This is a genomic window from Acidovorax sp. LjRoot129, from assembly GCF_964253765.1.
Classification (GTDB): domain Bacteria; phylum Pseudomonadota; class Gammaproteobacteria; order Burkholderiales; family Burkholderiaceae_C; genus Acidovorax.
The window spans coordinates 4,387,235-4,408,139 of sequence record NZ_CAXUSE020000001.1 but is presented as its reverse complement, the minus strand read 5'-3'; the positions used below and the strand labels follow the sequence as shown (position 1 = coordinate 4,408,139).

Here is a 20,905-nt window from a genome sequence, read left to right as displayed (position 1 = left end):
CATCGGGCGGCGCGGCATGCACCGCCCATCGCCGCCGATCAAGGCTTGAACCCCAGCAGTTTCATGGCCGGTGCCAGGCTGACCGCAGCCTCGCGGTAGCCCTGCCACGGGGTATTGCCGGCCGCCAGCCGCCCTGCGATGTTTTGCACGTTCCAGTGAGCGGCGCTGGTCAATCCATCAAGCTCCTCCCACGCCACCGGCACCGAGACGCCCATCCCCGGCCGCGCCCGTACCGACCATGCGCTGACGGTGGTAGCCCCGCGGCCATTGCGCAGGTAATCCACAAAAATTTTGCCTACGCGGTTGCGCGGGCCACTCTTGGCGACGAAGCGCTCGGGGATGGTTTCTGCCAGATGCTGCACGATGGCTTTGGAGAAATCCTTGACCGTGTCCCAGTCGCGCAGGCGCTTGAGGGGCACCACCACATGCAGGCCTTTGCCCCCGCTGGTTTTCAGGAACGAGGGCAGGCCGAGTTCGTCCAGCAAGACGCGCAGGAGCCGTGCCCCCTCTTGAATGTCCGGCCAGCCGACGCCCTCGCCGGGGTCCAGGTCGAAGGTCATGCGGTCGGGGCGCTCGATTTTGTCCTTGAGCGCGTTCCAGGTGTGGTACTCGATGACGTTCATTTGCGCGCCGCTGCGAAGGCCGAGTGGCGACAACACCTCCAGCAACGGGGCATGGCCTTCGTCCAGCGCCGGGTCCAGCATCTGCATGCCCGCGAGGGCCTCGGACTCCTGGTGTTTTTGAAAGAACAGCTCGCCCTTCACGCCCGACGGTGCCCTGACCAGCGCTACAGGCCGTGCTTTAAGGTGCTCCAGCATCAAGGGTCCGACGGCCGCGTAGTAGTCCACCAGGTCCATCTTGGTGATGCCCGTGGACGGATCAATGACCCGCTCTCCATGTGAGATGCGAGGCTCGGATGAGGCCGCATGCTGGACGGTTGGGGCGCTGCGAGGTGCTTTGGGTGCGGTTGCTGCGGCAGCGGGCGGTGCAGTCGCTTCCTCGCGCCGTATATCGCGCGGCGGCTTGTCGGTGCGCAAGCCCTTGAACACGCTGTGCCGGATGCGGTGGCCCTTCGTCCATTGCGCAAAGGCCACCTCAGCCACGAGTTTTGGCCGCACCCAGTGCGCGCCCTTCGGCGCGTCAGCGGCTGCGGCGAAGGGGCTGGAGGGGGCCGCTGCTGCCTTCAACTGCCCGTGCAGCTCGCGCAAGGTTTCCTCGGTAAATCCGGTGCCCACGTTGCCCGCGTACTGCAGGTCACCGCTTTCGTCATAGAAGCCCAAAAGCAAGGACCCCAGCCCCACCCGCGACCCTTTGGGTTCGGTGTACCCGCCGATCACAAACTCCTGGCGCAGTCCGCACTTGAGCTTGATCCAGTCGCTGCTCCGGCCGCTCGCGTAAGTCGAGTCCTTGCGTTTGCCGATGACCCCTTCAAAGCCCATTTTGCAGGCCGAAGCGACCAGGTCTTCGGGGCGGGCTTCGAAGGCTTCGCTCAGCCGCAGGGCGGCAGACTTGTTTTTTGCCAGTAGTCTGCGCAAATGCTCCTGGCGCACTTCCAGGGGTTGCGCGCGCAAGTCCTTTCCCTCTGCGAAAAGCGCGTCAAACACGTAGTAGACGAGTTCGGTGGTGTCCGATCCGTCGAACGCGTTCTGCAGCTTCTGGAAGTCTGGTTTACCTGCTGCATCCATGGCCACGATTTCTCCGTCCAGCCACGTGCCCTTGAGGCGCAGGGCCTTGAGGGCGCTGGCCAAGGGTGCGATTTTGGGGGTCCAGTCGTTCCCGTTGCGGGTGACCAACTGCACCTGGGCGCCGTCCACCCGGCTCAAAATGCGGTAGCCGTCGAACTTGAGCTCGTACATCCATGGCTCGGCATCGCGCGGCGGTGCGGAGACCAGGGTTGCGAGCTGGGGCGACAAGGCTTCGGGCAGTGGTGGTGTGGCTGCCGGCTTTGCGGTGCGAGGCGTTTTTGACGGAGCTTGCGCGGTAGCGGCGGGGGCGCCCTTTGATTTTCTGGCCGATGGCGCCAGCCCTTTCACGCTGTCCGGCGCAGCTTCCACCACCTTGTATTCCGACTCCGGCCGCGCGTGACTGTCCTTCTCCTTGATGAGCAGCCAGGCCGGCTTTTCGCTCTTTGCCTTGCCACCCATGCGCACCAGTGCCCAGTGTCCCGAGAGCTTGTGTCCATGCAGCGCAAATTTGAGGCGCCCCTCGCGCCAGCCCTGCGCGGGGTCGCCCTCGGGTTCCCAGGTGCCCTTGTCCCAGATGATCACGCGCCCGGCGCCGTACTGTTTGGGCGGGATCACGCCTTCAAAGCTGTTGTAGCTGATCGGGTGGTCCTCCACCTGCACGGCCATGCGCTTGTGGGACGGGTCGAGGCTCGGGCCCTTGGGCACGGCCCAGCTTTTCATGGTGCCGTCGATCTCCAGGCGAAGGTCGTAGTGCAGGTGCGATGCCCAGTGCTTTTGAATCACAAACTGGCGCGGGCCCACGCTCGGCTGGCCTACCTCGTCGGGCTCGGGCGTGATGGAAAAGTCGCGCTTCTCCTTGTAGCGAGACAGTGGATCGCTGCTTTTCATCGGGCGCTTTCTTGCAGGTGGCGAAGGATGATGGGATGCGCCAGCGCATAACGCTCGTCCGCTGCGCCGGCCAGGGATGGGATGGTTTCGCGCGGCTTCAAAAGCGTCTGTAGGAAAGCGCCGCTTCGCCAGCGCAGTGGCATGCTCTACCGCCATCGGCCTACATTTGCGCCTTTTGTGCATCCCCACAATCACGCGACAACGCCACAGAAGGATCACCATGCCGATGGAAACCGAGCAAGAGAATGTTTTTGGCACGGCCGACGGGAGTACCTACTCGGCGGTGTTGTCGAACTCCGGCGGCCGCCTGACGGTGCACAGCCTGTTGATTGACGGGCACAACGTGCCGGTGCCCCACGGGGAGTGGACCACCCGTGAGGAGGCGGTGAAGGCGCTCCAGGACTACGCCAAGGGCGACCGCCAGCCCTGACGCGCGCACACCGCACCACCGGGAGCCTTGTAGCTACCGGCTGGCCCCCGATGCGCCGTGCCGCTTCATCCGGCAATTGACCGCCCCAAGGACAAACGGGCTGGGTCGATGGCTGTCGCGCGTGTCCCAGCGAGCCGTGGATCTGCCAGCCCCTCCCCTCAGCCGCCGTCGCCTGCGTTGCCGGTGATGGGCAACACGATCCCGGTGATGTAGCTCGAGCAGCAGGGCGCTGCCAAAAACACATAAGCCGGCGAAATTTCTTCCGGCTGGGCGGGGCGGCCCATCTGGGTCTGTTCGCCAAACTTGGCAATGTCTTCAGGCGACTTGTCGGCCGGGTTGAGCGGAGTCCAGACGGGGCCCGGGGCAACGGCGTTCACGCGGATGCCCTTTTCCACGAGGTTGTGGGCCAGCGCTTTGGTGAACGCGTGGATGGCGCCCTTGGTGGCCGAATAGTCCAGCAGCTCCTTGCTGCCTCGCAGCCCTGTCACCGAGCCGGTGTTGATGATCGCGTCGCCTGCATGCAGGTGCGGCACGGCCGCCTTGGCCATGCGGAAATAGCCGTAGATGTTGGTCTGGAACGTTTCGTCAAACCGCTCTTCCGTGAGCTCTTCGATCGACGTGGCATGTTCCTGGAATGCCGCGTTGTTGACCAGCACATTGAGCTTGCCGAACTCCGCCACAGTCTTTTGTACCGCCTCAGTGCAATAGGCGGGGTCTTTCACGTCGCCGGGCAGCAGGATGCAGCGGCCGCCTTCGGCCTCGACCAATGCCTTGGTGTGTTCGGCATCCTGGTGTTCTGAGAGATACGCCACCGCCACATCCGCGCCCTCGCGGGCAAAAAGCACCGCCACGGCCCGGCCAATGCCGGAGTCCGCACCGGTGATCAGGGTGGCAACGCCCTTGAGTTTTGCGCTGCCCTGGTAGTGGGGCGCCTCAAAGCGGGGCTTTAACTCCATCTCCTCTTCGATGCCCGGCTTGGTGAGATGCTGGCTCGGCATCTTGGGCGCGGGCTCGGCGCGGCCAGGGCCGGGCGCGGCAGTCTTGGGGGATTCGGATGGAGCGGACTGGCTGTCCAGCCTGTCCTGCTGCGCCTGGATTTCCTGCTGCTTTTGGACGGTGGCGTTGGTGCTGGCTGAATTTTTTGGGTTGGCGTCGTCGTTGGATACAGGCATGTGAGGGTCTCGGTAAAAAGAACAAAAATGGGGCAGAACCGCAGGCCGCGCTGCGGGGGGCAGATGGCGAGCCGGTGCGGGCAGCGACGCGGAGAGCGCTTTAACCCAACGGCTTCCACACCGGCGGCTCGGGGTCGGGAAAACGCGGCAACACGCGGCGGGGCGGGGCCATGGCCTCCCACTGGCGCATGCGCTTCAAGGCGCGGGGCTTGAGGGCGTCGGGGCCGGAGCGGTGTGTCTTGGACATGAAAGTCTCCAGAGCATCGTGGGAGACTTGATTACCCCACCCCTAGGACCCCGCTGGTGTCAGACAGTGCTGATTCCCGGCATCGGATCAGAGGGGGAAGACTGCTGCAGCTGGGCGGATGCCACAGAGGCTGCCTTGGCTTTTGCATGGCCCAGCATCTCCGCCATCCAATGAACCAGCAGGGTGGTGTAAGCCTCGCTCCACTCGGGCTTAGCCAGGGCGTGGTCGGCCCCTTCGATCACACGGTAAGTCATCGACCGTGTGCGCAAAAAGGCAGCGCGGTAGTTTTCGATCACCGCGTGCGGGACGATGGAGTCGAGCTCTGACTCCACCAGCAGCACATCGCCTTCAAACACCGCGCTGGCCGCCAGCGCCCGGTTGCTGTCGGGCTCCAGCTTTTGTGCGCGGTAGCGGGCGATCTGCTGGCGGTCCAGGTGTTGTTTGGACACCAGCCAATCCTCGTCCTGGTAGAGCGCAGGCGCGCGCAGCGCCACCCATCGCACCGGGCGCAATGCACTCAGGATGGTGGCAAGGTAGCCGCCGTAGCTGCTGCCCACCAGCGCCACGGATTGCGCATCCACCGCCGGGTGGCCCGTCAGCAGGTCGTACGCGGCCAGCAGGTCGTTCAGGTTGTCTTCGCGCGTCACCGTATCGCGGTGTGCCTTGTCGCGCGCATGCCCGCGCAGGTCAATGGTGAGGCAGACGCAACCCAGCGCCGCGATGGCGTGGGCGCGAGCGAGGTATTGCTCCTGGCTGCCGTCCCAGCCGTGGACCAGCAGAACGCCGGGCACCACCGTGTCGGGCGCGACGAGCGTGCCCGCAATCGTGCGGTCGCCCGAGGGGATTTGAATGGCCCTATGCCGTGTGGCCATCGGTGTGCACCAGGGCGTATTTGGTCAACGGCCCCACCTCGGGGTCGATGCCCTGGAAGTACAGCGTGGCGCCGCGGGGAATGGCTTCGAGCGGGCCGAAGACCTCTACGGTGCTGGCCCGCACGGTGCGAAGGCTGCGCTGGTCGTAGAAGGCCTCCAGCGCCGCCAGCTCTGCGCCGGTGGCGCCACCGATCCGCCACGACTGTTCGAGAGCGCCCGAACACCACTCGCCGCTGCTGCGGACGCCCTGCGCAATGTCGTAGTTGATGCGCGATGCAAAAAAGCCCGGGTAGCAGGCGCGCACGGCGGCGTCGTACACCAGTGCCTGATCCACCGCAGTACGCTCCGCGCCGGGCGGGAGCGTGGCCAGCAGCGCGTGGAAGTCGCCGCGCACCACCGTGAGGTCAGACCCGCCATACGCCAGTGCACCGTGGTTGTCCCGCGTGAGGCGCTGGCGGCCGTGGTACGACGCCAGGATGCCCGCCACACGGATTTGGCCCACGCTCAGTGTCTCTACCTGCGTGAGGTTGTGCTCCAGCACCACGCCTTGGCCGACCAGGCCGGCGTTGTCCAGCTCGGCCAGGCATGCGGCGAGCGCAGGTACGTCGGCCACCACGTTCTGGCCGCGGCCGCCGGTTTCGCAGACCGGCTTGACCCGCACGGGCCCCAGCGCGAGGAGCTTTTCGCCTGCGGTCATCACATCCTGGGGTGAATACGCCGAATAGCCCGGCAGCACCACCGAGTGCACGCGCGCTGCGAACTCCGCGTTCCACCCCTCGGGCGCCGGCGCTGTGGGGGACACCAGGGGGTGGGTGATGGCCTTTGTGGCCACAAAAGGGTAGGGCACCACGCCGCCGAGCAGGTCGTCTTCGCCGCGCACACCCAGGCGCTGCGCAGCATCAGCGTGCAGGGTGTCGCTGGGGATCAGGTAGGTGTGCTTGGGCCACAGGGACTGCGGCATTTCTTCGGCAAAAGGACAGCCCTTGAGTTCCGCGACGCGGTGAACGATCTCCTCGCGGGTCATGGTTTCGTGCAGGCTGGCGTGCCCGCGCAGGCCGCGGGTGAACGGCATGACGATTTCCGTCTGCAGCGTCCGGGGCTGCGGTTTCAGTGCTGCATATGCTGCCAACGCCGTCATGCGGGCTCCTTGGCTCTCTGCAAACGGCGAGAGGGACCGGTGGCGCCATCGCCGAGGGACTTGCATCCATCGTATTTTTGGACGGGGCCCGTGCGGTGTAGGACGACCGAGCACGCGGGCCGCAGCGGGCGCCGGGCCCACGTGCCGGCTGGTGCGCAGGGCGCTATGAAAACCGCCGGCGGAGGTGGCCCGGGAGTCGGCGCGGAAAAACCTCATCCTGGGTGCTAGGCGGCAGGGGGATCGCGCCAATTTCATATCGGCGAATGGTGCTGCCCATGCAGCCAGGTCTGCAACCAGCTTCAGAACTTCAGCAAAAACCTTTCGGTCAGCCCGCTTCGTCCGTCAGGCCGCGCGTGGGAGGGTTGGGCGTGTTGGCGTTGTTCTCCCCGCTGCCCGGCTGCGCTACGGGCCCGGTGGGGCTGGACACACCAGACGTGCCACCAGGGCTCGGACGGGCGTTCCGCGCTGCGCGCCAGGCGTTGAAGTCTTCCGAGAACTTCTGGTACCGCTCTTTGCGCCAGGCACGGTAGTCCTCGTCGAGCAATCGCATCTGCTCTTCGCGCCACTGGTGGTAGTCGGGGTCGTGGTGGGTGGCGCGACCCGGTGGGGCGCCGTGCTGGCTGCTGCCGGCCCGGCCCTCGCTGCCCCAGGCGTAGCTTGCGCGCTCCAGTTCCTGGTAGTCGCGGTAGTCGTTGTCCATGCCGTCGTGCGGGGCGGCCTGCCGAGCGTCAGCGCGGTAGCCGCTTCCGCCCTGAAAACGTTCCACATCCTGTGGCAAGCGGTCCCGCCCGCCTTCGCGAGCACGCGCGCTCAGCCCCGCGTCGCCACGGTAATCGTCATGCACCACGCCGCGCGGACCGGACGGGCCACCCTCGCTGTAATGCTCCGGGCGATCGGCAAAGCGGGTGCCGTAGCCGCCACCCGGCGCTTCGGCCCCGTTCTCCGTGCTGCCACGGGCGCTGTGTTCTGCGTACCGGCTGGTGTCGTGTTCGCGCGCCGGGCCTTGTCCGGCTGCGCCGCTGTCCTCGCTGTCCCGATAGCCCATGTCGGTTCTCCTGATGTGTTGGCCACGCGTGCCGGTCTGGCGCGCGGTGCTCGCGCGGCTGCTTGCAGCGTCAGCGCTGGTCTTGAGAGGTGCGTTGGGATGTGTCGCCCTGCAGTTGCTGCCCCGCCTGGCTGCCGCTGCTGCCGGCTGGCCCGGCCGGGCCTGACTCGCCGGGCTGGCCCGATGGTCCGCGGCCGGGGCTGTGAGTGCTTTGGGCTTGCTGGCGGCTCCCCGCGGAGCTGTTGCGGGCTTGGCTGTCGTCGCTGTAGCCGTCGCCAGCCTGGGGGTCGATGTCGTTGGGCATGAATGCCTCCTCGGAAGAAACGAAAACGTGCACGGTGGTTGTGCATGAATTCATTGTCAAAGGAGGCCTTGCGATTTCTGTAGGCGCTGTCCTATGCCGCGGGTCGGCGGTTGTCCTCCAGCGGCCAGACGATGAGCGAGATTTGCGGTGCCTTTGCGCAAAGGGTTGCGGCTTGGCGTGCGAGGGCAGGGGTCGCCAGCCCTGAATGCAAAAAATGCAGAGTGCTATAAAAACAATAGCTATAAGTGCTTATGAATCAAGCGCTGGGGCCGATTTTGACCATATTTTTGGAATGGCGACGACCCCCAGCCGCGCCAGCCCGTCCGCAGCAACGCCGAGCCTCGGCGGCGCAGCCGTCAGTAAGTCTCCAGGTGCAGCCGGCCTTCGCGCTTGAGGGCTGCGCCCACCTGGCTCCAGTCCAGCCCGCTGGCGGTGGCGATGTCGCGCAGCGCCATCACCACACCTTCTTCCATGCTCTTGAGGCCGCACACATAAAAGTGGCTGCTGCCATCGCGCAGCAGCGCGGCCAGGTCGGCGGCGCGCTCGCGCATCAGGTCCTGCACGTAGCGGCGCGGCTGCCCGGCGGTGCGTGAGAACGCCAGATTGATGTCGATGAAATCCTTGGGCAGGCTCTGCAGCGGGCCGAAGTAGGGCAGCTCCTGCTGGGTGCGCGCGCCGAAGAACAGCAGCAGCTTGCCGCCCTCGAACTTGCCGCTGCTGCGCAGCCGCCTGCGCCATTCGGTCATCGCACGCATGGGTGCGCTGCCGGTGCCGGTGCAGATCATCACGATGTGCGAGCGCGGGTGGTTGGGCATCAGGAACGAGCTGCCAAACGGCCCCACCACCTGCACCGTGTCGCCTACCTTCAGGTCGCACACGTAGTTGGACGCCACACCGCGCACGGCGTTGCCGTCGTGGTCGGTGGTCACGCGTTTCACCGTGAGCGCCAGGTTGTTGTAGCCGGGCCGCTCGCCGTTGCGCGGGCTGGCGATGGAGTACTGGCGCGCGTGGTGCGCCTTGCCCAGCGCATCGGTGCCCGGCGGGATGATGCCGATGGACTGCCCCTCCAGCACCGGGAACGGCATGCTGCCGAAGTCGAGCACCACATGGTGCGTCTCGCTCTCGAACCCCGCTTCGGTGCAGTTGAAGTTGCCCACCACGGTCGCCGCCGTTGGGCTCTTGGGCGGGAAGAGGTTGGTATACGGGTGCGCGGCCGACCAGGGCGGCACCGTGGCGCCGTACTGGGCCGAGTTGAAAGTCTGTGCGCCAGGTTCTTCTGCCACTGCAGCCGCTGCGGATTGCGCGGGCTGCTGGGCGGCGGCATTGAGGGCCGCCGTTGCCACGCCCTCGGCCGCGAGCTGCTCGGGCGAGAGCTCTGCGGGCAGCTCTTCCCACGTTAGTTGCTCTTCGATGCTGTAGGCCCGCGCCAGCGGCATGGCGCGCCAGTTGTCGATGGAGCCCGTGGGGCAGGGCGAGATGCAGGCCATGCAGCCGTTGCACACGTCCGCGCGCACGACGTAATTGTTGTCGTCGTGCGTGATGGCACCCACCGGGCAGGTGGCCTCGCAGGTGTTGCAGCGGATGCAGATCTCGGGGTCGATCAGGTGCTGCTTCAGGATGCCGTTGTCGATCAGCGTGGTGGTGGAGTCCATGGTCTTCTTCCGCAAATGGCGGCTTCCCCCTGGAAGCACGCCGCCTTCGCATCCGCAACATGTTGGCTGGCCGAGCGGGCATCAACCACTGCAATCCGTTCACGCTGAGCCTGTCGAAGCGTCGCGCGAGGCTTCGACAAGCTCAGCCCGAGCGGGTGGGGCCAGGTTCTTGATGCGGGCGCTATGGCATCGCCTTAGTTAAAACGTACATATTCAAAATCGACCGGCTGGCGGTTGATGCCCATCACGGGCGGCGCGATCCAGCCGGCAAACTTGCCCGGCTCCACCACGCGGCCCATCAGCGACGCGACGAACGCAAAGTCCTCGGGCGTGGGCAGCCACTCGGCCTTGCGGGCTGCCCATTCCACCTCGTTCACCACGCGGCCATCGGGTGACATCTTGATGCCGGCCAGCGCGCCGATCTGGCGGTTGAAGGCCTTGTGCGGCACCCACAGGCGCGTGGGGATGCCGGCTTTTTCCAGCACCTTGTTCCAGCGGCCCACGCCGGCCATCGAGTCCTTGATGAAGTCGTCGCGCAGCACCTCGTTCAGGGCGTTGAGCATGGGCACGTCCTTTTCCAGCAGCTGTCCGTCCTTGACCTCCAGCACCTTGTAGGTCTGCCCTTTGAGGATGTGGTCGTCACCCCGTTTGCCTTCTTCGTATCGGCCCTTGAGGCCCGAGCTGTAGAAGATGGCCGCGTTGCTCGACTGGTCGGCGCCGAACAGGTCGATGGTCACGCTGTAGTGGAAGTTGAGGTAGCGCTGCACCGTGCCCAGGTCGATGGCGCCGGCGGCACGCACCTTGGCCGGGTCGTCGGTCTTGAGCTCGTTCATCACCTGCGCGGTGCGCGCCAGCACGCGCGAGACGCCGGACTCGCCCACGAACATGTGGTGGGCTTCCTCGGTCAGCATGAACTTGGTGGTGCGGGCCAGCGGGTCGAAGGCGCTCTCCGCCAGCGCAGACAGCTGAAACTTGCCGTCGCGGTCGGTGAAGTAGGTGAACATGAAGAACGCCAGCCAGTCGGGCGTCTTCTCGTTGAAGGCCCCTAGGATGCGCGGGTTGTCCACGTCGCCCGAGGTGCGCTGCAGCAGCGCCTCGGCCTCCTCGCGGCCGTCGCGTCCGAAGTGCTTGTGCAGCAGGTAGACCATGGCCCACAGGTGGCGGCCTTCTTCCACATTGATCTGGAACAGGTTGCGCAGGTCATACATGCTGGGCGCGGTAAGGCCCAGGTGGCGCTGCTGCTCCACCGACGCGGGCTCGGTGTCGCCCTGCGTCACGATGATGCGGCGCAGATTGGCGCGGTGCTCGCCGGGCACGTCCTGCCAGGCCTTCTCGCCCTTGTGGTCGCCAAAATGGATCTCGCGGTTGGCATCGCCCGGGTTCAAGAAGATGCCCCAGCGGTAGTCGCGCATCTTCACGTGGCCGAACTGTGCCCAGCCCTGCGGGTCCACGCTCACGGCGGTACGCAGGTACACCTCGTGGTCGGTCGACCCCTCGGGGCCCACGTCGTCCCACCAGTTGATGAAGTTGGGCTGCCAGCCTTCGAGCGCGCGCTGCAGCGTGCGGTCTTCGCCCAGGTTGACGTTGTTGGGGATCTTCTCGCTGTAGTTGATCGTGCTCATGGCCAGTCCTTCAAGTGGAGGTTCATATCCGTTCGGCCTGGGCTTGTCGAAGGCTCGCGCAGGGCTTCGACTAGCTCAGCCTGAACGGGTGGGGAGGTCAATCGGTTGGGTGGGGGGTAGGGTCAGACGCGGTTCAGATCAAAGCCGGCTTTTTCACCGGTACCGTAGACCTTGAGCGCACCCTTCTCGCCCACCGCGTTCGGGCGGTTGAAGATCCAGTTCTGCCAGGCGGTCAGGCGGCCGAAGATGCGGGTGTTCATGTTTTCCTTGCTGGCAAAGCGCAGGTTGGCCTCCAGCCCGGTGAGCGAGTCGGGCGACATGGCGGCGCGCTCCTCGATGGCGATGCGGATCTCGTCGTCCCAGTCGATGTCGTCCGGGGCGGCAGTCACCAGGCCCAGGGCCAGCGCGGCGTCCGCGTCCAGTGGCTTGCCGGCCGCGGCGCGCGCGGCTTCCAGAGGGGCGGCTTCTTCGTAGAAGCGGCGCTGCAGGCGGCTTTGGTCATTCACCATGGGCAGCAGCCCGAAGTTGAACTCGTTGAGCGTGAGCTTGGGCGCGCGCTCGGCATCGTCGGGCAGGGCCAGCATGTAGGTGCGGTCAGCGGCAAAGGCCAGCTCGGCCAGCGAGCCCGCGAAGGCCGAGCCGGATTCGACCAGCGCGAACAGGCTGCGCGACGACACATCGAGCCGCGCAAAGGTGCGGCGCAGCGCGCCGATGGTCTCGCGCACCAGCCAGTGGCCTTGGTGGGCGATCAGCGTGGCGTCGCTGGCCAGTACGGCCTGGGCATCGCCCTCGGTCTTGAGCAGCCAGGTGCCGATGTCGAGTTCGTCGGTGCGCAGGTTCAGGATGGCGTCGTCCAGCTGGCGCGCCAGGGCCAGCGGCCACCAGGCGGCGCCTGCGGCCTCGATGCCGGCGATGTCCGTGGGTTGCGCGCCGGTAGGAGCCTTTAGCGTGAGCGTGGCCGTGCGGCGGATGCGGTCGATGTCGACGCTGACATGGGCGTAGCGCAGGCTGTCGGCGCTCTCTTCGCGCTCCACGCGGGTCAGGGCCACGCCGTTTGCGTTGGCTGGGCGGGGGCTGCCTTGGGCCAGGCGCGCCGCCGCGTCATCGACGGCGGCCGCGAACTGCGCCGGCTTGGCGATGCGGTCCACCAGGCGCCAGTCCACCGCGCGCTGGCCGCGCACGCCTTCCACGCTGGTGCAGAAGATGTCGGCCAGGTCGTGGCGCACGTGGCGCTTGTCGGTCACGCGCGTCAGGCCGCCGGTGCCGGGCAGCACGCCCAGGAGCGGCACTTCAGGCAACGACACGGCCGACGAGCGGTCGTCCACCAGCACGATCTCGTCGCAGGCCAGGGCCAGCTCGTAGCCGCCGCCCGCGCAGGCGCCGTTCACGGCGGCGACGAACTTCAGGCCCGAGTGCTTGGAGGAGTCCTCGATGCCGTTGCGCGTCTCGTTGGTGAACTTGCAGAAGTTGACCTTCCAGGCGTGGCTGGAGACACCCAGCATGAAGATGTTGGCGCCCGAGCAGAAGATGCGGTCCTTGGCGCTGGTGACGATCACGGTGCGCACCTGCGGGTGCTCGAAGCGCACGCGGTTGAGCGCGTCGTGCAGCTCGATGTCCACGCCCAGGTCATAACTGTTGAGCTTGAGCTTGTAGCCGGGGCGGATGCCGCCGTCTTCGGCAATGTCGAGCGACAAACGGGCGACCGGACCATCCACCGCGAGCTTCCAGTGGCGGTATTGCGTAGGGTCGGTGCGGTAGTCCACACGGGTAGAGGTGGTAGGCAGGGCGGTCATGGGGCGTCTCCAACAAATCTACTAACAGGCAAAATAATGCATTTGCCAATTCATTGATGTGCATCATGCTGCATGTTTTTATGCAAGTCAATGCATCCTTCAGTTTTTGCAGGAGGTTAGAAAGTTGGGAGAGGCTGCGCCCCAGGGCGCCGGGACGCACCGCGCGCTCTGGAGCATCCCGGCGCGCCCTGCGCGTCAGTCGGGGCGGTTGGCCATGAGCTGGCGCACGCCCGTGCGCAACTGCAACAGGCTTTGGTCGAGGCTCTGGCCCGAGGTGTCGACGGTGAGGTCAGCCTTTGAATAAAACGCTGCCCGGCCTTCCAAGATGCGGCGCAGGTCGTCCATCGCTTCCTTGCTGGCGGCCATGGGGCGCATGTCGCCCTGGGCGAGCACGCGGCCCATGTGCTCCTCGGGCGCGGCGCGCAGCCATACCGTGGTGCAGTGCGCCAGCAGTTCGTTGAAGGTGGCTGGGTCCGACACGATGCCGCCGGGTGTGGCGATCACGACTTCGCTGTGGATCTGCACGATCTCTTCGAGCGCCCGCCGTTCATAGCGCCGGTAGGCGGTAGTGCCGTACAGGTCATGGATCTCGCGCACGCTGCAGCCGGCCAGGGTTTCAATTTCGCGGCTCAGTTCGATGAAGGGCACGTCCAGATCGCGCGCCAGGAGCGGCCCCAGCGTGGACTTGCCCGCGCCGCGCAACCCCACGAGGGCAATGCGCCGGTGGCGCGCCGTGTCGACCGCACCGTTGTTCAGCAGCTCGTGCAATGCCAGGCGCGCACGGCGCAGTTCAGGCTCGCTGCGGTGCTCCAGCAGTTCGCGGATCAGCAGCCCTTCAGGCGAGCGGGTGGTGAAGTCGCCCACCAGTTCGGCCAGCGAGCAGTGCAGTGCGCCCGCCACCTGCTGCAACACCAGGATGGAGGCGTTGCCGGTGCCGTATTCCAGATTGGCCAGATGCCGCTCCGACACGTCGGCCGCCTTCGCTACCGCCTTGCGCGTGAGCCCGCGCTGCGCCCGCAGATTGCGCACCCGCTCACCGAGCGCAGCCAACAGAGGGTTGCGGGCTTCGTCGGCAGGCTCCGTCGCGCCTTCGCCCGCCGAGGTCGCTGTGTCTTCTCGTTCGTTCATGTTCGTCCTCGTTCACAGCCCGCCGCGCGGAGCATCGGCGCGCAGGTGCTCCGCTCAGCGAAAATACTATTCATGCACTATAGTGCTTGACATCACATCAAACATTACTTATTGTTCACATGCAGGCAAGATACTGCACATCGCTTCATCCCACAAGAACCGGGACCTGCAGCATGCGCGCTGCACCTATTGTCCCTGTCACCCGCGAGTCGCCATGCCCGAAAAAGCTGCATTCCATCAGGCCTTGGTCGAACTGACCCGGGACATCGCGGGCCGCGCCCTGGACGGCGCCTTGCAGGACTGGCTCAACCAGACCCATGGCCCCACCAGTGCGGCCTACCAGCACATCAAGGCCGCGTGCCTGGCCGGCATCGCGCAGGGCTGGCTCTGCGAGCGAGAAGGGGGTGGTATCCGCTACGGCCGCGTCTTCAAGGCAGAAGATGCGCTGCAGCGCTTCTCGGTGGATGTTGTTGACATGCAGGACATCGCGGGCCCGCACCATGCGCATCCGCTGGGCGAAATCGACCTGATCATGCCGCTGGAAGGGGACGCCACGTTTGACGGCCATCCTGCCGGTTGGTGTGTGTACCCACCGGGCAGTGCCCATAGCCCCACCGTGGCCCAAGGCCGGTCGCTGGTGCTCTATCTGCTGCCCGAGGGGCAGATCCAGTTCACGCGCTGAGGCTGCAGCCCACCCGACACATGGCCAGCGCCCCCGCGGAGGGGCCGGCCTCACCCCAGAAAGACGCCATGACCGAACTCCTGCCCAACTACGCTGCCGGCCGCTGGCAAACCGGCCACGGCCCGGGCACCGTGCTGAAAGACCCCGTGCTGGGCCAGGACCTGGTGCGTGTGGATGCAACAGGGCTCGACCTGCCCGAGGCCTTCCGGTTTGCCCGCGAGCGCGGCGGCGCCGCATTGCGGGCGCTGACCTACCGTGAGCGGGCAGCGCTGCTGGGCGCGGTGGTCAGGGTGCTGCAGGCCCACCGCGACAGCTACTACGAGATTGCCACGGCCAATTCCGGTACGGTCAAGAACGACTCTGCCGTGGACATCGACGGGGGCATCTTCACGCTGGGGCAGTACGCCAAGTGGGGTGAAACGCTGGGCGATGTGCGTGCGCTGCGTGACGGCGAGGCCATCAAGCTGGGCAAGGAGCCGGTGTTTCTGTCGCAGCACCTGCAGGTGCCGGCGCGCGGCGTGGCGCTGTTCATCAATGCGTTCAACTTCGCGGCCTGGGGGCTGTGGGAGAAAGCCGCGCCCGCGCTGCTCTCGGGCGTGCCGGTCATTGTCAAACCTGCCACGTCCACCGCCTGGCTCACGCAGCGCATGGTGCGCGATGTGGTCGATGCCGGCGTGTTGCCGGCGGGAGCCCTGTCCGTCATTGCGGGCAGCTCGGCCGGGCTCATGGACCAGCTGCAGCCCTTCGATGTGGTCTCGTTCACAGGCTCGGCGGAAACGGCCGGCATCATCCGTGCGCATCCTGCGGTGGCGCAGCGCTCGGTGCGCGCCAACATCGAGGCCGACAGCCTGAACAGCGCCGTTCTGCTGCCCGATGCGGCGCCGGGGAGCGAGGCCTTCAATCTGCTGGTGCGCGAAGTGGTGCGCGAGATGACCGTCAAGTCCGGCCAGAAGTGCACGGCGATCCGCCGCATCCTGGTGCCTGCCGGCGTGTATGGCGCGGCGGCCGAGGCCATTGGCGCCAAGCTTGCAGGCGTGACGGTGGGCAACCCGCGCAACGACAGCGTGCGCATGGGCTCACTGGTCAGCACGGCGCAGCTGCAGGCGGTGCGCGAGGGCCTGGCACTGCTGAGCGCCCACGCGGAGATCCTGCACGACGGCCGCCAGCAGCCGCTGGTGGACGCCGACCCTGCGGTGGCCGCCTGCATGGGCCCCGTGCTGCTGGGCGTGCGCGACCCCGATGCGAACGCGGTGGTGCACGACGTGGAAGTGTTCGGCCCCGTGGCCACGCTGGTGCCCTACCGGGACATGGACCACGCCCTGGCGCTGGCGCAGCGGGGGCAGGGGTCGCTGGTCACGTCGCTGTATGGCGCCGACGAGACTGCGTTGGCCCAGGCAGCTGTGCAACTGGCGGCCAGCCACGGCCGTGTGCACGTGGTCACGCCCGACGTGGCACAGGCCCACACAGGCCACGGCAACGTGATGCCGATGTCGCTGCACGGCGGCCCAGGGCGCGCAGGCGGCGGCGCCGAGCTGGGCGGCCTGCGCGCGCTCGACTTCTATCACCAGCGCAGTGCCGTGCAGGCCAGCCCGGCTGTGCTGGCCGCGCTCGGCCTCTGACGCCTGAGCGAGTGAGCGAGCGCCCTGCCGGCCCAGTGCCTTACCGAAAACGACGGAGAGATCGACATGACCCGCCTGCCAGAGCGCTTCAACTTCGCGGACCGCTTGTTCAGCCTGAACCGCGCCCATGCGGAGCGCACCGCCTATATCGATGACCGCGGCCGGCTGAGCTATGGCGACCTGGAAGACCGCGCCCGGCGGCTGGCCGGTGTGCTGGTGGCCTCGGGCCTGCGGCGCGAAGAGCGCGTGCTGCTGCTGATGCACGACACCAGCGATTGGCCTGTGTGCTTTTTGGGCTGTCTGTACGCCGGTGTGGTGCCGGTGGCGGTGAACACCTTGCTGACGGTGGACGACTACGCCTACATGCTGGCCCACAGCCGCGCCCAGGCGGCGCTGGTGTCGGGCGCGCTGCTGCCGGTGTTGTCGGCAGCGATGGCGCGCGGACCCCACGAAGTCGGGACGCTGCTGGTGTCGCTGCCTGTGGGCAAGCTGCACGCCGGCGCGCGGGACCTGGAGGCCGCGCTGAACGAGGCACCGGCCTTGGCCGCGCCAGCACCCACCACGCCCGATGATCCGGGCTTCTGGCTCTACTCGTCGGGCTCTACCGGCAAGCCCAAGGGCACGGTGCACACGCAGGGCAACCTGTGGTGGACGGCCGAGCTGTACGGCAAGCCGGTGCTGGGCCTCACGCAGCAGGACGTCTGCTTCTCGGCGGCCAAGCTCTACTTTGCCTATGGCCTGGGCAACGCGCTCACCTTCCCGCTGTCGGTAGGTGCCACGGTGGTGCTGATGGCCGAGCGGCCCACGCCCGACGCGACCTTCAAGCGCTGGGTGGAGCACCAGCCCACGGTGTTCTACGGCGCACCCACGGGGTTCGCAGGCATGCTGGCATCGCCCCGCTTGCCAGCGCGCGCGGCCGTGGCACTGCGCATGTGTTCGTCGGCGGGCGAGGCACTGCCCGCCGAGATCGCGCAGCGCTTCAAAGCGCATTTCGGCTGCGACATCATCGATGGCATCGGATCCACGGAGATGCTGCACATCTTTTTGTCCAACCGCCCGGGAGACATCCGCTACGGCACCACCGGCAAACCCGTGCCGGGCTATGACGTCGAGCTGCGCGGCGAAGAAGGGCAGTGCGTGCCGGACGGCGAAGTGGGCGACCTCTACATCCGCGGCCCCAGCGCAGCGTTGATGTACTGGAACAACCGCGACAAGACCCGCGACACCTTCCAGGGCGGCTGGACCAAAAGCGGCGACAAGTACACCCGCGATGCCGACGGCTACTACACCTACGCAGGCCGCAGCGACGACATGCTCAAGGTCAGCGGCATTTATGTCTCGCCGTTCGAGGTCGAGGCCACGCTGATGCAGCACACCGCCGTGCTGGAGGCGGCTGTGATCGGCAAGGAAGACGCCGACGGCCTCACCAAGACCAAGGCTTTTGTGGTGCTCAAGGACGGCAAGTCCGCCACAGAGGACGAGCTCAAGGCCTTTGTGAAAGAAAAACTCGCGCCCTACAAATATCCCCGCTTCATCGAGTTCGTGCCCGAGCTGCCCAAGACGGCCACGGGCAAGATCCAGCGCTTCAGGCTGCGTGAACTGCAGGCCCGCGCATGAGCACGGCCAGCGAATTCGCCACCATCGACTGGCGCGGCCGGCCGGTGCAGGTGGAATACCAGTGGATCGCACCAGACCGGCGGGATGCACCGCTTTTGGTGTTCCTTCACGAAGGGCTGGGGTCGGTGGCCATGTGGAAGGATTTTCCGCACGCGCTGTGCGCGGCGGGGGGCTTTCGGGGCCTGGTGTTTTCTAGGCCCGGCTATGGCCGGTCGACGCCGCGCGACGCCGGCGAGAGGTGGGGCGTCGACTTCATGCACCGCCAGGCGCACGAGGTGCTGCCGGCATTTATGACCGCGCTGGGCATCACCGAGCCGGTCTGGCTGTTTGGCCACAGCGATGGCGCGTCCATTGCCCTGTTGTACGCCTCGTTCGCCCCAGAGGCGGTGCGCGGCCTGGTGGTCCTGGCCCCGCACATCTTCGTGGAAGACGTGACGGTCCAGAACATCGAGCAGGCGCGGCTGGCTTATGTGAATACGGACCTGCCGCACAAGCTGGGTCGTTACCACGACGAGCCAGACTCTGCCTTTTGGGGCTGGAACCGCATCTGGCTGAACCCGGCGTTTCGCAGCTGGAACATCGAGCGGGAGGTGGCCGCCGTGCGCGCCCCGGTGCTGGCCGTGCAAGGCCAGGGCGATGAATACGGCACCTTGGAGCAGGTCCGCGGCATCGCCCGGACGGTGCCAGGGACGCGGCTCCTGGAGCTGCCCGACTGCGGGCACTCGCCGCACCGCGACCGGCCGTCGGAAGTGATTGCCGCCACCGTGGCGTTCATTGCCGACAGCGAAGTCAAGCCGGGCTGACAGCGATCTACCCAGCGTTCCAGCGCAGCCGCTGCGCGTTGCCACACCGCTGCCCGCATGGCCTGTGACGCACCGCTTGGCTATTCCACCCGCCGCCGCAACCCCTCCAGGTTCACCACGGTGATGCCGCCATATTCGATCTGCAACACACCTTCGGCCTCCAGGCGCTGGAGCGCTGCATTGCAACGCTGGCGCGACACGCCCGAGAGGTTGGCAATTTCCTCTTGCGATACCTGCAGGTGGGGATCGCTGCCGGGGTGAAGCCAGGGGTGGAACAGGCCGGCCAGCGCGCGCGCTACCTGGCTGTCCGTGTCCAGCAGGTGGTGGGCGGTGAAGTTGCCCAGGAACCAGTGCATGCGCTCGTTGATCTGGCGGAGCAGAAAGTGGTCAAAACTGCGCTGGGTAGCGTGCAGCCATTCAAACGTTTCGAGCGGCATCAGGGCCACGCGGCTGGGGCGCAGCGCAATGATGTCCGCCGTGCGGGCCGCTCCGCGCAGCAGCGTGCCTTCGCCAAACCAGCTGCCGGCCGACAAGCCGCCAAGGGTGACGGACCGGCCGTTGTCCGAGGTCACGGTCCATTTAAGCAGCCCTTCGATGGCACCGTACCAGTGCAGGGGCACGTCGCCGCGCCGGCACAGCGCGCTGCCCTGCGGCACGTCGACCTCGCGCAATTCGTCGAGCACGCGTTGCCGGGCCGATTCGTCCAGCGCCGGAAACCATGGCGAGTCGTTCAAGAGGTTGGCAACCGTTGGCGGAGCCTTTCTGACCAGCATTCTGAAGCGTTCTCCCACGGGGTAACGGGCACGATTCCTCGTATACCCTGAGTCCAAATGTCATCGCAATGACTGAGTATGCAAGCGTCTAAAAAAATAATGCGTGCCATACCATTTTCTCTTGGACAAGGCCATGACCCAGCGCAACGATTTCGCCACCGCCAAACCTCTGGCCCGGCTGTTGTGTGGGGCGCTGCGAGTGAATTTTCTTTTACGGCGTTGTGACCGGCCCGCCGCGCCCCTCGCAACCTCTGCACGCGGTGCCGCTGATGCGTGCGTCGGCGCGATGCCCGGCGTGGTGCCCCTAACCCGGCCCGCTGCAGCGGCCAAACGGCGTGCAAGTTTTGTTGGCTTTCACCGAGCAGCCAGGCTGCCTTGCACGACGGCCGCGGTGTGAGCCGCATAGCGATTTACCCACCCAGAAAGAGGAGACAGATGATGATGCCCACACGCCGCCAATTCGTGAGCCACCTCGGCTACGCCGCCGCGCTCGGAGCGCTTGCTCCCTGGAGCGCCATGGCACAGACGCTGGAGCAGATCAAGATCTTCTATGGCTTCCCTGCGGGGAGCGCTGGCGACAGCGTGGCCCGCCGGGTGGGCGAGAAGCTGGCTGGCTCGGCCTACACCCGCAACGCCGCGGTGGTGGAAAACAAGCCCGGCGCGGGCGGGCGCATCGCGCTGGAGGCCCTCAAGGGGGCGCCGACCGATGGCAGCGTCCTCACGCTGTCGCCGTTCTCGTGCACTTCGATCTACCCGCACATCTACAGCAAGCTCAGCTACGACCCGACCAAGGATTTTGTGCCGGTGTCCATCGGCGCGGTCATGCACCACGGCCTGGCGGTGGGACCCCTGGTTCCTGCATCGGTCAAGAACGTCAAAGAGTTCCTGGCCTGGGCCAAGGCCAATCCAGGCCAGGCCAACTATGGCTCGCCTGCCGCAGGCTCCACGCCGCACTTCATTGGGGCGCTGCTGGGCATGAACAACGGCGTGGACTTGAAGCACGTGCCCTACCGCGGATCGATTCCCGGCGTGACCGACGTGGTGGGCGGTCAGATCGCCTCGATGGTGACCCCGAGCGGCGACTTCATCCCCAACCACAAGGCCGGCAAGCTGCGGTTGATCGCCACGTCGGGCAAGGCCCGCTCGCCGTTCTCGCCCGAAGTGCCCACCTTTGCCGAACAGGGCTTCCCTGAGCTGACCACGGAAGAATGGTTCGGCTTCTACGCGCCAGCGAAGACGCCGGCCACCGTGGTAGCCGCGGCCAATGCCGCCATCAACGCGGCGATCAAGGAAAAGGCCGTGATCGACAGCCTGGCCGTGGTCGGGCTGATTGCGCAGGGCTCCACCGCGGCCGAGATGGCGGCATCCCAGCAAACAGAGTTTGAGCGCTGGGGTCCGCTGGTCAAGAAGATCGGCTTCACCGCCGAGTCCTGAA

At 66.5% G+C, this 20,905-nt stretch carries 18 protein-coding genes; 6 read left to right on the top strand and 12 right to left on the bottom strand.

Going from position 1 to position 20,905, the window contains the following annotated elements:
* Positions 1 to 38: 38 nt before the first annotated feature.
* Positions 39 to 2,573, bottom strand: a complete 2,535-nt coding sequence (ligD, locus tag ACSQ3Q_RS20205) for a DNA ligase D (protein ID WP_436136113.1) — start codon at positions 2,571 to 2,573, stop codon at positions 39 to 41.
* A gap of 220 nt (positions 2,574 to 2,793) precedes the next feature.
* Here ligD and ACSQ3Q_RS20200 point away from each other — a divergent pair, with 220 nt between their 5' ends.
* Positions 2,794 to 3,003, top strand: coding sequence for a hypothetical protein (locus tag ACSQ3Q_RS20200; protein ID WP_436136112.1), 210 nt, complete (start codon positions 2,794 to 2,796; stop codon positions 3,001 to 3,003).
* A 158-nt stretch (positions 3,004 to 3,161) separates the two neighbouring features.
* Here ACSQ3Q_RS20200 and ACSQ3Q_RS20195 read toward each other — a convergent pair whose 3' ends face one another.
* From ACSQ3Q_RS20195 to ACSQ3Q_RS20150, 10 genes are all read right to left on the bottom strand, one after another.
* On the bottom strand, positions 3,162 to 4,175 hold the full coding sequence (locus tag ACSQ3Q_RS20195) for an SDR family oxidoreductase (RefSeq protein ID WP_436136111.1): 1,014 nt from the start codon (positions 4,173 to 4,175) through the stop codon (positions 3,162 to 3,164).
* A gap of 100 nt (positions 4,176 to 4,275) precedes the next feature.
* Entirely contained in the window at positions 4,276 to 4,422 is a 147-nt protein-coding gene (locus ACSQ3Q_RS20190; RefSeq protein WP_436136110.1) for a hypothetical protein, read from the bottom strand.
* A 59-nt stretch (positions 4,423 to 4,481) separates the two neighbouring features.
* Positions 4,482 to 5,294, bottom strand: coding sequence for an alpha/beta hydrolase family protein (locus ACSQ3Q_RS20185; RefSeq protein ID WP_436136109.1), 813 nt, complete (start codon positions 5,292 to 5,294; stop codon positions 4,482 to 4,484).
* The gene (locus ACSQ3Q_RS20180; protein WP_436136108.1) at positions 5,278 to 6,366 is read right to left on the bottom strand and encodes a DUF3182 family protein; all 1,089 of its coding nucleotides are present in this window, start codon (positions 6,364 to 6,366) and stop codon (positions 5,278 to 5,280) included. Before ACSQ3Q_RS20180 ends, ACSQ3Q_RS20185 begins: the two co-directional genes overlap by 17 nt.
* 391 nt (positions 6,367 to 6,757) lie before the next feature.
* A complete protein-coding gene (locus ACSQ3Q_RS20175) occupies positions 6,758 to 7,477 on the bottom strand; it encodes a hypothetical protein (protein WP_436136107.1) in 720 nt (239 codons plus the stop codon).
* A 70-nt stretch (positions 7,478 to 7,547) separates the two neighbouring features.
* Complete coding sequence (locus tag ACSQ3Q_RS20170) at positions 7,548 to 7,781, bottom strand: hypothetical protein (protein WP_436136106.1); 234 nt, start codon at positions 7,779 to 7,781, stop codon at positions 7,548 to 7,550.
* Positions 7,782 to 8,137: 356 nt separating this feature from the next.
* Complete coding sequence (boxA, locus tag ACSQ3Q_RS20165; protein WP_436136105.1) at positions 8,138 to 9,433, bottom strand: benzoyl-CoA 2,3-epoxidase subunit BoxA; 1,296 nt, start codon at positions 9,431 to 9,433, stop codon at positions 8,138 to 8,140.
* Positions 9,434 to 9,627: 194 nt separating this feature from the next.
* On the bottom strand, positions 9,628 to 11,055 hold the full coding sequence (gene boxB, locus ACSQ3Q_RS20160) for a benzoyl-CoA 2,3-epoxidase subunit BoxB (RefSeq protein WP_436136104.1): 1,428 nt from the start codon (positions 11,053 to 11,055) through the stop codon (positions 9,628 to 9,630).
* A gap of 122 nt (positions 11,056 to 11,177) precedes the next feature.
* Positions 11,178 to 12,848: a 2,3-epoxybenzoyl-CoA dihydrolase gene (gene boxC / locus ACSQ3Q_RS20155; RefSeq protein WP_436136103.1), complete on the bottom strand. Its 1,671-nt coding sequence runs from the start codon at positions 12,846 to 12,848 to the stop codon at positions 11,178 to 11,180.
* 195 nt (positions 12,849 to 13,043) lie between these two features.
* On the bottom strand, positions 13,044 to 13,976 hold the full coding sequence (locus ACSQ3Q_RS20150) for a helix-turn-helix transcriptional regulator (RefSeq protein WP_436136102.1): 933 nt from the start codon (positions 13,974 to 13,976) through the stop codon (positions 13,044 to 13,046).
* 214 nt (positions 13,977 to 14,190) lie between these two features.
* Here ACSQ3Q_RS20150 and ACSQ3Q_RS20145 point away from each other — a divergent pair, with 214 nt between their 5' ends.
* The 4 genes from ACSQ3Q_RS20145 (at position 14,191) to ACSQ3Q_RS20130 (ending at position 18,697) form a co-directional block, all read left to right on the top strand.
* A complete protein-coding gene (locus ACSQ3Q_RS20145; RefSeq protein WP_436136101.1) occupies positions 14,191 to 14,658 on the top strand; it encodes a 4-hydroxylaminobenzoate lyase in 468 nt (155 codons plus the stop codon).
* 68 nt (positions 14,659 to 14,726) lie between these two features.
* Positions 14,727 to 16,277 carry a 3,4-dehydroadipyl-CoA semialdehyde dehydrogenase gene (locus ACSQ3Q_RS20140; protein WP_436136100.1) on the top strand — a complete coding sequence of 517 codons (1,551 nt, stop codon included), beginning with the start codon at positions 14,727 to 14,729 and terminating at the stop codon, positions 16,275 to 16,277.
* Between the two features lie 66 nt (positions 16,278 to 16,343).
* Positions 16,344 to 17,894 (top strand): benzoate-CoA ligase family protein, encoded by a 1,551-nt coding sequence (locus ACSQ3Q_RS20135; RefSeq protein ID WP_436136099.1) that lies wholly within the window; start codon positions 16,344 to 16,346, stop codon positions 17,892 to 17,894.
* Positions 17,891 to 18,697: an alpha/beta fold hydrolase gene (locus ACSQ3Q_RS20130; protein ID WP_436136098.1), complete on the top strand. Its 807-nt coding sequence runs from the start codon at positions 17,891 to 17,893 to the stop codon at positions 18,695 to 18,697. The genes ACSQ3Q_RS20135 and ACSQ3Q_RS20130 overlap by 4 nt, the downstream gene beginning before the upstream one ends.
* An 80-nt stretch (positions 18,698 to 18,777) precedes the next feature.
* On the opposite strand, the gene ACSQ3Q_RS20125 is transcribed toward ACSQ3Q_RS20130, so the two are convergent.
* Complete coding sequence (locus ACSQ3Q_RS20125; RefSeq protein ID WP_436136097.1) at positions 18,778 to 19,470, bottom strand: Crp/Fnr family transcriptional regulator; 693 nt, start codon at positions 19,468 to 19,470, stop codon at positions 18,778 to 18,780.
* Positions 19,471 to 19,911: 441 nt separating this feature from the next.
* Here ACSQ3Q_RS20125 and ACSQ3Q_RS20120 point away from each other — a divergent pair, with 441 nt between their 5' ends.
* Positions 19,912 to 20,904, top strand: a complete 993-nt coding sequence (locus ACSQ3Q_RS20120; RefSeq protein ID WP_436137043.1) for a Bug family tripartite tricarboxylate transporter substrate binding protein — start codon at positions 19,912 to 19,914, stop codon at positions 20,902 to 20,904.
* Position 20,905 lies beyond the last annotated feature (1 nt).